11 protein-coding genes and 5 tRNA genes are annotated in these 13897 nt (G+C 62.1%); 11 read left to right on the top strand and 5 right to left on the bottom strand.

The window, feature by feature from the left end:
• Positions 1-74 precede the first annotated feature (74 nt).
• From NJ69_RS11230 to mgtE, 7 genes are all read left to right on the top strand, one after another.
• Entirely contained in the window at positions 75-1310 is a 1236-nt protein-coding gene (locus NJ69_RS11230) for an aspartate kinase (protein WP_039579049.1), read from the top strand.
• 170 nt (positions 1311-1480) lie between these two features.
• Entirely contained in the window at positions 1481-1669 is a 189-nt protein-coding gene (csrA, locus tag NJ69_RS11225) for a carbon storage regulator CsrA (RefSeq protein ID WP_003254503.1), read from the top strand.
• A gap of 72 nt (positions 1670-1741) precedes the next feature.
• A tRNA-Ser gene (locus NJ69_RS11220) sits at positions 1742-1832 on the top strand.
• A 106-nt stretch (positions 1833-1938) separates the two neighbouring features.
• Positions 1939-2015: transfer RNA gene (locus NJ69_RS11215), tRNA-Arg, on the top strand.
• Positions 2016-2087: 72 nt separating this feature from the next.
• Positions 2088-2164, top strand: a tRNA-Arg gene (locus NJ69_RS11210).
• An 88-nt stretch (positions 2165-2252) separates the two neighbouring features.
• A tRNA-Arg gene (locus tag NJ69_RS11205) sits at positions 2253-2329 on the top strand.
• 343 nt (positions 2330-2672) lie between these two features.
• On the top strand, positions 2673-4115 hold the full coding sequence (gene mgtE, locus NJ69_RS11200) for a magnesium transporter (protein WP_039579015.1): 1443 nt from the start codon (positions 2673-2675) through the stop codon (positions 4113-4115).
• Between the two features lie 63 nt (positions 4116-4178).
• On the opposite strand, the gene NJ69_RS11195 is transcribed toward mgtE, so the two are convergent.
• Positions 4179-4505: an Arc family DNA-binding protein gene (locus tag NJ69_RS11195; protein WP_029613963.1), complete on the bottom strand. Its 327-nt coding sequence runs from the start codon at positions 4503-4505 to the stop codon at positions 4179-4181.
• A 622-nt stretch (positions 4506-5127) separates the two neighbouring features.
• Between NJ69_RS11195 and NJ69_RS11190 the strand changes: the two genes are divergently transcribed.
• A tRNA-Arg gene (locus NJ69_RS11190) sits at positions 5128-5199 on the top strand.
• A 77-nt stretch (positions 5200-5276) separates the two neighbouring features.
• Here NJ69_RS11190 and lpdA read toward each other — a convergent pair.
• The 4 genes from lpdA to NJ69_RS11170 are packed head-to-tail and all read right to left on the bottom strand — an operon-like array spanning position 5277 to position 10229.
• Positions 5277-6656, bottom strand: a complete 1380-nt coding sequence (gene lpdA, locus NJ69_RS11185) for a dihydrolipoyl dehydrogenase (protein ID WP_039579013.1) — start codon at positions 6654-6656, stop codon at positions 5277-5279.
• A 2-nt stretch (positions 6657-6658) separates the two neighbouring features.
• Positions 6659-7939 carry a dihydrolipoamide acetyltransferase family protein gene (locus NJ69_RS11180; protein WP_039579010.1) on the bottom strand — a complete coding sequence of 427 codons (1281 nt, stop codon included), beginning with the start codon at positions 7937-7939 and terminating at the stop codon, positions 6659-6661.
• Complete coding sequence (locus tag NJ69_RS11175; RefSeq protein ID WP_039579008.1) at positions 7940-8995, bottom strand: alpha-ketoacid dehydrogenase subunit beta; 1056 nt, start codon at positions 8993-8995, stop codon at positions 7940-7942.
• 1 nt (position 8996) lies between these two features.
• Positions 8997-10229, bottom strand: coding sequence for a 3-methyl-2-oxobutanoate dehydrogenase (2-methylpropanoyl-transferring) subunit alpha (locus NJ69_RS11170; RefSeq protein ID WP_039579006.1), 1233 nt, complete (start codon positions 10227-10229; stop codon positions 8997-8999).
• A 197-nt stretch (positions 10230-10426) separates the two neighbouring features.
• Between NJ69_RS11170 and bkdR the strand changes: the two genes are divergently transcribed.
• The 3 genes from bkdR (at position 10427) to NJ69_RS11155 (ending at position 13842) form a co-directional block, all read left to right on the top strand.
• Positions 10427-10912, top strand: a complete 486-nt coding sequence (gene bkdR / locus NJ69_RS11165; RefSeq protein ID WP_039579003.1) for a Bkd operon transcriptional regulator BkdR — start codon at positions 10427-10429, stop codon at positions 10910-10912.
• Positions 10913-11119: 207 nt separating this feature from the next.
• A complete protein-coding gene (locus NJ69_RS11160) occupies positions 11120-12361 on the top strand; it encodes a glutamine synthetase family protein (RefSeq protein ID WP_205419330.1) in 1242 nt (413 codons plus the stop codon).
• A 125-nt stretch (positions 12362-12486) separates the two neighbouring features.
• Positions 12487-13842, top strand: coding sequence for an MFS transporter (locus tag NJ69_RS11155; protein ID WP_039579000.1), 1356 nt, complete (start codon positions 12487-12489; stop codon positions 13840-13842).
• Positions 13843-13897 lie beyond the last annotated feature (55 nt).

Here is a 13897-nt window from a genome sequence, read left to right as displayed (position 1 = left end):
CGGGCATGACTGCCAGCGGCCGCTTCGGCAAGGTTTGATTACTGGGTGCCCTTCGTGGGCTGAGGCACTTTGAAATGGCGTTGATCGTACAGAAATTTGGCGGCACCTCCGTCGGCTCAATCGAGCGGATCGAGCAGGTGGCCGACAAGGTCAAGAAACACCGCGAAGCCGGCGACGACCTGGTGGTTGTTCTGTCGGCCATGAGTGGGGAAACCAACCGTCTGATCGACCTGGCCAAGCAAGTCAGCGACCAATTGGTGCCCCGCGAACTGGACGTGATCGTTTCGACCGGCGAGCAGGTGACTATCGCACTGCTGGCCATGGCCTTGATCAAGCGGGGCGTGCCGGCGGTGTCCTATACCGGCAACCAGGTGCGCATCCTCACCGACAGTTCGCACAACAAAGCGCGCATCCTGCAGATCGACGATCAGAAGATTCGCGCCGACCTCAAGGAAGGCAAGGTGGTCGTTGTCGCCGGTTTCCAAGGTGTCGACGAGCAAGGCAACATCACGACCCTAGGTCGTGGCGGCTCCGATACCACTGGCGTTGCCCTGGCCGCGGCGCTGGGTGCGCAGGAGTGTCAGATCTACACCGACGTCGACGGTGTCTACACCACCGACCCGCGTGTTGTGCCGCAGGCGCGCCGCCTGGAGAAGATCACCTTCGAAGAGATGCTGGAAATGGCCAGCCTCGGCTCCAAGGTGTTGCAGATCCGCTCGGTGGAGTTCGCCGGCAAATACAACGTTCCGCTGCGCGTGCTGCACAGCTTCAAGGAGGGTCCGGGTACCCTCATTACCATCGATGAAGAGGAATCCATGGAACAGCCGATCATTTCCGGTATCGCCTTCAACCGTGATGAGGCCAAGCTGACCATTCGTGGTGTGCCGGATACCCCGGGTGTCGCCTTCAAGATCCTCGGCCCGATCAGCGCGGCGAACATCGAAGTCGACATGATCGTGCAGAACGTTTCCCACGATAACACCACCGACTTCACCTTCACCGTGCACCGTAACGAGTACGAGAAGGCGCTCAGCGTCCTGGAAAACACTGCGCGCGAGATCGGTGCCCGGGAAGTAATCGGCGACACCAAGATCGCCAAGGTGTCGATCGTCGGTGTAGGCATGCGCTCCCACGCCGGTGTGGCCAGTCGCATGTTCGAGGCCCTGGCCAAGGAAAGCATCAACATCCAGATGATCTCCACGTCTGAGATCAAGGTCTCGGTGGTGATCGAGGAGAAGTACCTGGAGTTGGCCGTGCGTGCGCTGCACACCGCGTTCGAGCTCGATGCGCTTGCCCGACAGAGCGAGTGACGCATTGCCCGCAGGGGCGCGGCCGATGCCGCGCCCTTCGTGTTTCTGGCTGGCTTGCGGGTTACTGTCCTTTTCCTGCCTGACAGCCGACAAGGGCGCCGGATCGTCCCGTCCGGCGCCCTGATCCCAACAGACTGTTGTCCCTGAATGAATTGCGTGAGGAGAAAGCTATGTTGATTCTGACTCGTCGGTGCGCCGAGAGCCTGATCATTGGAGACGGTGAGATCACCGTGACCGTCCTGGGTGTGAAAGGTAACCAGGTGCGTATCGGTGTGAGCGCCCCTAAAGAAGTGGCCGTTCACCGCGAGGAAATCTACCTGCGGATCAAGAAAGAGAAGGACGAAGAACCAAGCCTTTAATTTTTATCGGTTTTTTTTCAAAAAAAGGTTTGCAAACGGGGAAGGGTCTGGTTAATATACGCCCCGTGTTGCGGTGAGGTGGCCGAGTGGCCGAAGGCGCTCCCCTGCTAAGGGAGTATACCTCATAAGGGTATCGGGGGTTCGAATCCCCCCTTCACCGCCATTTTTCGTGTAGGGCGCTGTAGCAGGTCAATATGCTAAGTCGTTGAAATTAAACGAAATAGTACTTGGCAAAATGATTCAGCGAACTATAATGCGCGGCAAGACACGGACTCATAGCTCAGCTGGATAGAGTACTCGGCTACGAACCGAGCGGTCGGAGGTTCGAATCCTCCTGAGTCCGCCATACAATGAGGCGGTTTTCCTAGGAAAGCGCACCATTCAACCAGTGGTAATCTGGTCTAAAACTACCAACTGTGGACTCATAGCTCAGCTGGATAGAGTACTCGGCTACGAACCGAGCGGTCGGAGGTTCGAATCCTCCTGAGTCCGCCACTTTATGAAGTGGTTTTGCTTGCCGAAAGGCTATTCAGTGAAGCCAAGTCAAAAACCAGTGGTAACCTGGTCTAAAATTACCAACCACGGACTCATAGCTCAGCTGGATAGAGTACTCGGCTACGAACCGAGCGGTCGGAGGTTCGAATCCTCCTGAGTCCGCCACACCCAAAAAGCCCGCTCACTGTAGCGGGCTTTTTCATGTCTGTCGTTCGGTGCTGCAGCCTGCAGGGCGTCTGTGCCCGCGATGTGATTTTTCACAGCGCGACGCCGTCGCACTGTAGGCTTCGAGCGTTGTCAGAGCTTTAATGCGCAAACGATTGTTACGACCAAAAATTTAAGCGATCACCTGGCTCGACCCGTGTATGATTGCGCCCGTCAGCCCCGCCGGGGCTTGTGGAATACCACCATGGACTTACCCAGTAGTTACTCCTTACTGATTCTTGCCAAGCCAGATCTGACCGATTGATTCTCCCGGCGTGCCCACTGCTGGGAGTGGAGTTCGCCTATGACCGAAGTCGAAGTAAAGAAAGTTCAAGAAAGCCTGCAGGATCGCCTGGCTCAGGTGATCGAGCTGCTGCAGCGCCAACGTCTGGTCGAAGACCTGACCCACCGCCAGGAAGGTCAGCACAACGACCTGGTGGAAAACCTCGTCCACCGGCAGAACCTGGTCGAGCTGCAACGCAAGCTCGATGATCTGCACCCCGCCGATATCGCCTACATCCTTGAAGCCTTGCCCCTGGAAGACCGTCTGACGGTCTGGCAGTTGGTGCGCTCGGATCGCGATGGCGACATTCTCCTGGAAGTCTCCGACGCTGTGCGCCAGACGCTGATCGCCGACATGGACGATCACGAGCTGCTCGCTGCCGCCAAGGAGATGGATGCCGACGAACTGGCTGACCTTGCGCCAGAGCTGCCTCGCGACGTTGTTCATGAGCTGATGGAGAGCCTCGATGCCCAGCAGCGCGAGCGCGTGCGCTCGGCGTTGAGCTACGACGAGGAGCAAGTCGGTGCGCTGATGGACTTCGAGATGGTCACCATCCGCGAAGACGTCAGCCTTGAGGTGGTGCTGCGTTACCTGCGACGGCTCAAAGAGCTGCCCGGCCACACCGACAAACTGTTCGTGGTCGATCAGGGCGGCATCCTCAAAGGCGTGCTGCCCATCAAACGCTTGCTGGTCAATGACCCGGACAAGAAAGTGGCGGAGGTCATGGCGACCGATCCGGTCAGCTTCACACCCGAAGAAGATGCTTATGATGCGGCGCAGGCCTTCGAGCGTTATGACTTGGTATCCGCTCCGGTGGTGGACAAAGGCGGGCGTCTCATTGGTCGTCTGACCATCGATGAAATGGTCGACCTGATTCGTGAGGAAAGTGAGAGCGAAGTGCTCAACATGGCCGGTCTGCGCGAGGAGGAAGATATCTTCGCTTCGGTTTGGCGTTCGTTGCGCAACCGTTGGGCATGGCTTGCAATCAACCTGATCACTGCTTTCGTCGCCTCGCGGGTAATCGGTCTGTTCGAAGGTTCGATCGAGAAGCTGGTGGCTCTGGCTGCGTTGATGCCTATCGTTGCCGGCATCGGTGGCAACTCGGGCAACCAGACCATCACCATGATCGTGCGTGCCATGGCGCTGGATCAGGTATCACCGGGTAACACGCGCCGCCTGATGCGCAAGGAGCTGGCGGTGTCGCTGCTCAATGGCCTGATCTGGGGTGGGGTGATCGGTGCGGTGGCGTTCCTGCTCTACGGCAGTTGGTCGTTGGGTGTGGTGATGACCGCAGCCATGACCCTCAACCTGTTGCTGGCGGCCTTCATGGGCGTCCTGATTCCCATGACCCTGACGCGTTTGGGGCGAGACCCTGCGATGGGCTCGAGCGTGATGATCACGGCGGTGACCGACAGCGGCGGCTTCTTCATCTTCCTGGGTCTGGCGACGCTGTTCCTGCTCTGAGGCTTTGCAGCCACAACGAAAAAAGCCAGCTTACGCTGGCTTTTTTCGTGGGCGTTGGAAGCCTCAGGAGGCGTCTGCGGCCATTTCCACATCGTGGGCGATGAGGGCGACCAGGGCATTCTGCTGGCGGTGGGTGAGCTGGCGGAAGCGTTGCAGCAGTTCGCGCTCATGCAGTGACAACTCAGGGCTGTCCAGGCGCATGCTCAGCTCATCGCCCAGGGCACCTTCCTGGATAAGGCTTTGCTCCAGGCGGGCGATGATTTCGGAGTTCATGCTGCGGTGATGGTTGCGCGCTACCTCGGCAATGCGCTCACGCATCCCGTCAGGCAGGCGGACGACAAACTTGTCAGCGGTGCGGCTGGAGTAGATAGCCTGTTTCATTGGGCGCATATTAATTGACCGGTTAGTTCGGGTTCAGGGAAGCGGTTCTCAAATTGGCCGCACGGTTGTGGCTACGACCGTGGCGAGAGCAAAATGTTCAACCGTTATGATTTTGGATGCTCATCTTGCCTCAAGGTCGCCGTTTCTTTGGCGTCAATTCTGTGACAAATAGTGATCCGAATAAAGGCTTTTTGCCAGCACCAATTATCAGAAATGCGTACTGGTTTGAAAAGTTTTACACGCGATCAGTTTGCACTTAAGTCCGCATCCGGCTCAAAAGAGCTGGTAAAACCGGCAAAAGCCTAGGGAAATGACTAACGATCCCAAGAGTCTTGCGCTGCCAGCGGACTGCCTCGACGACCTGTCACAAGCACTCCCCATCAGGCCTTCAATGCCCGACGTTGACGTTTGGACCGCGGTCACGGAAAAAATTCCCTGTCGATGCCACTAATATGCAATTAATCCCGTAGGCGTGCTGGGGAGGGGAATGGAGGAAGAGGACGACAAGCCACGCGCCATCTTGGTCATGACAAATAGCGATGGGATGGTTAACATGCGGGCCTTGTGCCTCGCACTCGAGCTTGGTTAGCTTCTCCAAGCTACTGAATCTGCGTAGAATGCTCGCCGCGATGTCCCCTTAGTTCAACGGATAGAACAAGCCCCTCCTAAGGGTTAGATGCTGGTTCGATTCCAGCAGGGGACACATCTCTTTCTCTGGCCAGTGCGCGCCAGACCGCCAGGGCCGCCAATGCTGCAACCCCGGCCCGCCTGTCTACGCCATCAAATATGCAACGCGTGTCCCAGTGCCCGTAGTGCAGCTTCCTGCACCGCCTCGCCGAGCGTTGGATGAGCATGGATGGTGCCGGCCACATCCTCCAGGCGCGCGCCCATCTCCAGCGATTGGGCAAAGGCTGTAGACAATTCCGACACCGCCGCCCCGACCGCCTGCCAGCCCACGATCAGATGATTGTCGCGGCGCGCCACTACCCGCACGAAGCCGCGCTTGGCCTCCAGGCTCATGGCTCGGCCATTGGCGGCGAAGGGGAACTGCGCGACGATGCAGTCCAGGCCTAGCGCCTGGGCCTGGTCCGGCGTCTTGCCGGCCACCACCACTTCCGGATCGGTGAAGCACACCGCAGCAATGGCGGCGGGTTCGAATCGTCGCGTCTTGCCGGCGATCAGCTCGGCCACCATTTCGCCCTGGGCCATGGCTCGGTGTGCGAGCATCGGCTCACCTGTCACATCGCCGATGGCCCAGACGTTACGCATGCTGGTCTGGCAGCGTTCGTCGATGGCGATAGCCGCCCCGTTCATGGTCAAGGCCAGGCCTTCAAGGCCAAAGCCGTGAGTGCGCGGCCGACGCCCAACGGCCACCAGCACCTGGTCGGCCTCCAGGCGCAGCCGTTCGTCAGCCTTGGAGCGTGCCCGCAGACTGCCATCTTCATACCCCTCGACGCTGTATCCCAGGTGCAGAGCAATGCCGAGCGCCTTCAGTGATTCAGACACCGGTGCCGTGAGCTCGGCATCGTAGCTCGGCAGAATACGCTCGCGCGCCTCCACCACGCTGACTCGCGCCCCGAGCTTGCGATAGGCAATGCCCAGTTCCAGGCCAATGTAGCCACCCCCGACGACCACCAGATGTTCTGGCAGACGCTCAGGTGCCAGGGCCTCGGTGGAGGAAATGACCGGCCCGCCGAGCGGCAGCATCGGCAGTTCGACGCTGCTGGAGCCGGTTGCCAGCAGCAGGTGCTCGCACTGGATACGCTGGCCGTCGACCTCCACGTGCTTGCCGTCGAGGATCTTCGCCCAGCCATGGATGACCTGCACACCCTGCTTTTTCAGCAGGGCGGCGACGCCGCTGGTGAGTCGGTCGACGATACCGTCCTTCCATTGCACGCTACGGCCGATATCCAGCTGTGGCGCCGTCACGCGGATACCCAGCGGCGAGTCGCCGCTCAGCCGTGTGGCCTGGTGGAACTGCTCAGCGACATGAATCAAGGCCTTGGACGGAATGCAGCCAACGTTCAGGCAGGTGCCGCCCAGTGCCTGGCCCTCGACCAGCACGGTCGGAATGCCCAGTTGTCCGGCGCGGATGGCCGCCACGTAGCCGCCGGGCCCGCCGCCGATGATCAGCAGGGTCGTCTCGATGATCGGTTGCATACTCACTCCACGAACAGGCAGGCGGGTTGTTCCAGCAAGCCGCGCACGGCCTGGATGAACAGCGCGGCATCCATGCCGTCGACCACACGGTGATCGAACGAGCTGGACAGGTTCATCATCTTGCGCACGACGATCTGCCCGCCGACGACCACCGGCCGCTCGACGATGCGGTTGACCCCGACGATCGCCACTTCCGGGGTATTGACCACCGGCGTGCTGACGATGCCGCCCAGGGCGCCCAGGCTGGTCAGGGTGATGGTCGAACCGGACAGCTCTTCGCGACTGGCCTTGTTGCCGCGTGCGGCCTGCGCCACGCGGGCGATCTCACTGGCGTTGTCCCACAGGCTGCCCGCCTCGGCGTGGCGCAACACCGGCACCATCAAACCGCTGTCGCTTTGGGTGGCAATACCGACGTGAACAGCGCCGTGGCGGGTGATGAGCTGGGCTTCGTCGTCATAAGTGGCGTTGATCTGTGGGAAGTCACGCAGGGCGACCACCAACGCGCGCACCAGCAATGGCAGCAGGGTGAGTTTGCCGCGACGCTCGCCGTATTGCGCGTTGAGCTGCTGGCGCAAGGCTTCGAGCTGGGTCACGTCGACTTCTTCGACGTAACTGAAATGTGCCACTCGGCGTTTGGCGTCCTGCATGCGCTGGGCGATCTTGCGCCGCAGACCGATCACCGGCACCTGTTGGCTGTCGGTGCGTTTGCCGCAGGCGGGCGAGCGCTGACCCGCAGCGCCCTGTGGTGCGCTGATGAAGGCATCCAGGTCTTCGTGGAGAATCCGCCCGGCCGGCCCGCTGCCGTGCACGTAGCGCAACTCGATGCCGGCATCCAGCGCGCGCTTGCGCACGGCGGGGGAGGCCAGCGGCTTTTCCTGGGCTTCGCGTGGGACGATGGGCGAGGCGACCGGACCGGCTTCAGGCGTGGAAGTGCGCTCGATGGGCGGCTGTGGCGCTGCCTGGACTTCGACCTGCGCCGGCGCGACGGCGGCCGCGGACTGTTGCACCTGGCTCGGCGCGGCATCGACATGATTGCCGCTGCCTTCGACCTCGATCCGGATCAGTTCGCTGCCCACGGCCATGACCTCTCCGGGTTGCCCGCCCAAGGCCAGCACCTTGCCGCTGACCGGCGAGGGAATCTCCACCGTGGCCTTGTCGGTCATGACATCGGCCACTACCTGATCCTCGGCGATCAGGTCGCCGACCTTGACGAACCACTCCACCAGCTCGACCTGGGCGATGCCTTCGCCGATGTCCGGCATCTTGATGACGTGCGTGCCCATTCAGACCTCCATGACCCGTTTCAATGCCGCACCGACCCGCGCAGGCCCTGGGAAGTAGGCCCATTCCTGTGCGTGAGGGTAGGGTGTGTCCCAGCCGGTGACGCGTTCGATCGGTGCTTCGAGGTGATGGAAGCAGTGCTCCTGCACCAGCGACACCAGTTCGGCGCCAAAGCCGCAGGTGCGCGTGGCTTCGTGCACCACCACGCAGCGTCCGGTCTTTTTCACTGAGGCCACGATTGTGTCCAGGTCCAGCGGCCACAGGCTGCGCAAGTCGATCACCTCGGCATCGACGCCGCTCTCTTCGGCGGCCACTTGGGCCACGTAGACCGTGGTGCCGTAGGTGATCACTGTGACATCGTTGCCGGGGCGAGTGATGGCGGCCTTGTCCAGCGGCACGCGGTAGTAACCGTCGGGCACTGCGCTGTGCGGGTGCTTGGACCAAGGCGTCACCGGACGATCGTGGTGGCCGTCGAAGGGGCCGTTGTACAGGCGCTTGGGCTCGAGGAAGATCACTGGGTCGTCGCATTCGATGGAGGCGATCAGCAGGCCCTTGGCATCGTAGGGGTTGGACGGCATCACCGTGCGCAGGCCGCAGACCTGGGTGAACATCGCTTCCGGGCTTTGGCTATGGGTCTGGCCGCCGTAGATACCGCCGCCGCAGGGCATGCGCAGGGTCAGTGGGGAGATGAATTCGCCCGCCGAGCGATAGCGCAGGCGCGCCATCTCCGAGACGATCTGGTCGGAGGCAGGATAGAAGTAGTCGGCGAACTGGATTTCCACCACCGGGCGCAGACCATAGGCGCCCATGCCTACCGCCGTGCCGACGATGCCGCTCTCGGAGATCGGCGCGTCGAACACCCGCGACTTGCCGTACTTGGCCTGCAGGCCCTCGGTGCAGCGGAACACGCCGCCGAAGTAACCGACGTCCTGGCCATAGACGACCACGTCCTCGTCGCGTTCGAGCATGACATCCATGGCCGAGCGCAGGGCCTGGATCATGGTCAGGGTGCTGGTGGTCATGGCGTTTTCCGGGTTGATGCTGGTGTGATCGTTCATCTCAAACCCCCAGGTCCTGGCGTTGACGACGCAGGTGATCGGGCATGTCCTTGTACACGTCCTCGAACATCGAGGCGGCGCTGGGAATGTGGCCATTGGCAAGGGTGCCGAACTGCTCGGCCTCTTTCTGTGCCTTGACCACTTCGGCTTCCAGTTCGGCACTGACGGCTTGGTGCTCGTCATCGGACCAGTGCCCCGCCTTGATCAGGTGCTGCTTGAGGCGGGCGATCGGGTCGCCCAGCGGGAAGTGGCTCCAGTCGTCGGCAGGACGGTACTTGGAGGGATCGTCGGAGGTGGAATGGGGGCCGGCGCGGTAGGTGACCCACTCGATCAGGGTCGGGCCCAGGCCCCGGCGCGCACGTTCGGCGGCCCAGCGCGAAGCGGCGTAGACGGCGATGAAATCGTTGCCGTCGACCCGCAGCGAGGCAATGCCACAGCCCACGCCGCGGCCGGCGAAGGTGGTCGATTCGCCGCCGGCGATGGCCTGGAAGGTGGAGATCGCCCACTGATTGTTGACCACGTTGAGGATCACCGGCGCGCGGTAGACGTGGGCGAAGGTGAGGGCGGTGTGAAAATCGGATTCAGCCGTGGCACCGTCGCCGATCCAGGCCGAGGCGATCTTGGTATCGCCCTTGATCGCCGAGGCCATGGCCCAGCCAACAGCCTGCACGAACTGCGTGGCCAGGTTGCCGCTGATGGTGAAGAAACCGGCCTCGCGCACCGAGTACATGATCGGCAATTGGCGGCCTTTGAGCGGATCGCGCTCGTTGGACAGCAACTGGCAGATCATGTCCACCAGCGACACGTCGCGGGCCATCAGGATGCTTTGCTGGCGGTAGGTGGGGAAGCACATGTCGCTGCGGTTCAGCGCCAGCGCCTGACCGCTGCCGATGGCTTCCTCGCCCAGGCTCTGCATGTAGAAGGACATCTTCTTCTGACGCTGGGCGACCACCATGCGGCTATCGAAGATGCGCGTCTTGAGCATGGTGCGCAGGCCCTGGCGCAGCACCTGCGGGTCGATGCCTTCGGCCCAGGGACCGACGGCGTCGCCCTGTTCGTCGAGCACACGCACCAGGCTGCCGGACAAATCGGCGGTCTCGGCGGGTTCGACGTCAATGGGCGGTTTGCGAACTTGACCGGCGTCGTTCAGGCGCAGGTAGGAAAAATCGGTCTGGCAGCCTGGCCGGCCTGTAGGCTCGGGCACATGCAGACGCAGGGGGGCGTACTCGTTCATGCTGTTTACGCTCGCTCGAATATTGTTTTTGTGAGCTTTGCAACGATCGCCGCTGAGTGCCGGCTCGTGACTGGCAGGTCAGCGTTCCCTACATCTTAGAGGCTGGCTCGGAGAATATTTCTCTCAAGTTGATTGCCTTTGCCGCAGGGCACAGATAAACATTCCGCACAACCACAAGAATCAGGTGAATTTGTCTCATGCGAAAACTCGATCGCACGGATATCGGCATTCTCAACAGCCTCCAGGAGAATGCACGGATCACCAACGCTGAGCTGGCGCGCTCGGTGAACCTGTCGCCGACCCCTTGCTTCAACCGCGTCAAGGCCATGGAAGAGCAGGGTGTGATCCGTCAGCAGGTGACATTGCTGTCGCCAGAGGTGCTGGGACTGGACGTCAATGTGTTCATCCATGTGAGCCTGGAGAAACAGGTGGAGCAATCGCTGCACCGTTTCGAGGAGGAAATCGCCGAGCGCCCGGAGGTGATGGAGTGCTACCTGATGACCGGCGATCCGGATTATCTGTTGCGTGTGCTGCTGCCCAGTATCCAGGCGCTGGAGCGCTTTCTCGACTACCTGACGCGCTTGCCGGGGGTGGCCAACATCCGTTCCAGCTTCGCCCTCAAACAGGTGCGTTACAAGACCGCCTTGCCGCTGCCGGCCAACGGCATGACCCTGCGGGAATAGGGCATAGCCGTCACCCTGTGCAGGGTGCTTGATATTTTAAACACCCCCGGCCTATGTTGTGCCTGTCGCCGCTCGCGGCCAGCCAAAACAACAAGGATCTCTGTGATGACGACCCAAGGCCTGCGCTCTGCTGCCGAGCGCCTGACCGGCATCGACGAAATCGAATGCGTCACGCCCGACCTGAACGGCGTACCTCGAGGCAAGGTGATGACCGCCGAGGGTTTCCTCGAAGGGCGACGCTTGCAGATGGCGCGTGGCGTATTGCTGCAGTGCATCATGGGCGGCTACCCCCCGGCGAAGTTCTACGGCAGTGACGACGGTGATCTGGCACTGGTCGCTGACCCAAAACAGACCCACGTGCTGCCCTGGAGTGACCGCCCACGGGCGCTGGCGATTTGTGATGCGGTGGAGCTTGATGGCACACCCTCGCCGTTGTCCACGCGCGGCCAGCTCAAGGCGGTCATCGCACGCTATGCCGCCCTCGGCCTGGCGCCGGTGGTGGCCACCGAGCTGGAGTTCTTCGTCTTCGCCGCCAATCCGGATCCGCACCAGCCGTTCGTGCCGCCCCTGGGCCTGGATGGGCGTCGCGAACTGGGCCACTCGGCCTTCAGCGTCAGCTCCAACAATGGCCTGCGGCCGTTCTTCGACGAGGTGTACCGTTGCATGGCGGCGCTGGGGCTGCCGCGCGATACTTTCATGCACGAGATGGGTGTCAGCCAGTTCGAGATCAACCTGCTGCACGGTGATGCCTTGTTGTTGGCCGACCAGACTTTCCTGTTCAAGCACCTGCTCAAGGAAGTGGCGCTCAGGCACGGGCTGACCGTGGTGTGCATGGCCAAGCCGCTGGCGTACACGCCGGGCAGCTCGATGCACATCCACCAGAGCCTGGTCGAAATCGCCACAGGTCGAAATGTCTTCAGTGATGAGCAGGGGCGGGCGACCGAGCGCTTCGATCACTTCATCGGCGGACTGCAGGCTTGCATGGCCGACTTCACCGCGCTGTTCGCACCCAACGTCAATTCCTACCAGCGGCTGTGTCACCCCTACGCCTCGCCGAACAACGCCTGCTGGTCGCAGGACAACCGCGCCGCCGGCCTGCGCATCCCGGCCAGCGCGCCCGTGGCCCGGCGCGTGGAAAACCGCCTGCCGGGGGCCGACTGCAACCCCTACCTGGCGCTCGCTGCCAGCTTGGCGGCTGGCCTTCACGGCCTGGAGCGCAGGCTGCAACCTGCACCGGCCGTGCAGGGCGAGTTCACCGTGCCCGAGCACCTGAGCCTGCCGTGCACCTTGCATGCCGGTCTCGAACGCCTGCGTCGCAGCGCACTGGCGCGGGAACTGTTCGGCGAGGTGTTCATCGAAGGATACGTCGCCACCAAGCTGCTGGAACTGAGCGATTTTCTCGACGAGATCACCCCCTGGGAGCGGCGGGTGCTGGCCGCGCAGGCCTGATCGAGACACGCTGTTCTGCGCCTGCGTCGCCGCTGGTTTTTTTTCCGGCCAGCGGCCCATGAACGGTTCACAGACCTTATGCTGTCCAGCAGCACCATACCTGCCCAAGGAGCCCGCGGGGTCGCATGCGCCAGATCTGGAAGTCCTTTCGTTCGTTGTATTTCGCTGCGTTGATGATGCTGATCGGATCCGGTCTGCTCAGTACCTACCTGGCCCTGCGCCTGGCCGCCGATCAGGTCGACAGCCTATGGGTGGGTGCGCTGATGGCCGCCAACTATTTCGGCCTGGCATTGGGCGGCAAGGTCGGCCATCGGCTGATCGGTCGGGTCGGGCATATCCGGGCCTATGCCACCTGCGCCGGTATCGTCGGCGCGGCGGTGCTGGGACACGGCATGACCAACTACGTACCGGCCTGGATCGGCCTGCGGGTGATCGTTGGCCTGGGCATGATGTGCCAGTACATGGTCATCGAGAGCTGGCTCAACGAGCAGGCCGATGCCAAGCAGCGGGGTGCGGTGTTCAGCGGCTACATGATCGCTTCCTACCTGGGCCTGGTGCTGGGTCAATTGATCCTGGTGGTACACCCGGCACTGGGTCCTGAGCTGCTGATGCTGGTGGCCATGTGCTTTGCCCTGTGCCTGGTGCCGGTGGCCATGACCCGTCGAATTCACCCTGCGCCGTTGCGGCCTGCACCCATGGAGCCGAAGTTCTTCATCAAGCGGGTGCCGCAGTCGTTGAGCACGGTACTGGGCGCCGGATTGATCGTCGGTGCGTTCTACGGTCTGGCCCCGCTGTATGCAGCGCGCCAGGGGCTCAGCACCGAGCAGGTCGGTCTGTTCATGGGCTGCTGCATCTTCGCCGGTCTCGTGGTGCAGTGGCCGCTGGGCTGGTTGTCGGACCGCTATGACCGTGCGCTGCTGATTCGCAGCATCTCCATAGGACTGGCCGTGGCGTCGCTGCCGCTGGCGATTCTGCCCAGCGTGCCCTTGGAGGTGTTGTTCGCGATGGGCTTCATCGTGTCGCTGCTGCAGTTCTGCCTGTACCCGCTGGCCGTGGCGTTTTCCAACGACCACGTGGAAAGCGAGCGGCGGGTGTCGCTGACGGCGATGTTGCTGGTGACCTACGGCGTCGGCGCGAGCATCGGGCCGCTGGTGGCGGGTGTGCTGATGAAGGTACTTGGCGCGCAGATGCTGTACGCCTTCTTCGTATTCTTCGCCTTGGTACTGGTCTGGCGCATACGGCCCAAAGCGGTTACCGGTCTGCACCAGGTGCAGGACGCGCCGCTGGGTCACGTGGCGATGCCGGCGGCGGGCTCGCCTTTGTCGGCGGCGCTCGACCCGCGGGTGGACGAGCAGACGGTTCAGGATGTGATGCAGACGCCGGTGGCGGCCGAAGACACCGAGGTCACCGAAGGCGAGATCGAGCATCCGGCTTCGGTCGATCCCGCTGTTTCCCAGGCGCCCCTGGACAAGTCAGGTTGAAGCGCATGCAACGCAAAAGGGCCGCTTGAGCGGCCCTGGCAATCCCGGCTATCGG

It is taken from the genome of Pseudomonas parafulva (assembly GCF_000800255.1).
Taxonomy (GTDB): domain Bacteria; phylum Pseudomonadota; class Gammaproteobacteria; order Pseudomonadales; family Pseudomonadaceae; genus Aquipseudomonas; species Aquipseudomonas boreofloridensis.
Note: the sequence above shows the minus strand (reverse complement) of the source record. Positions and strands in the feature narration are given on the sequence as shown.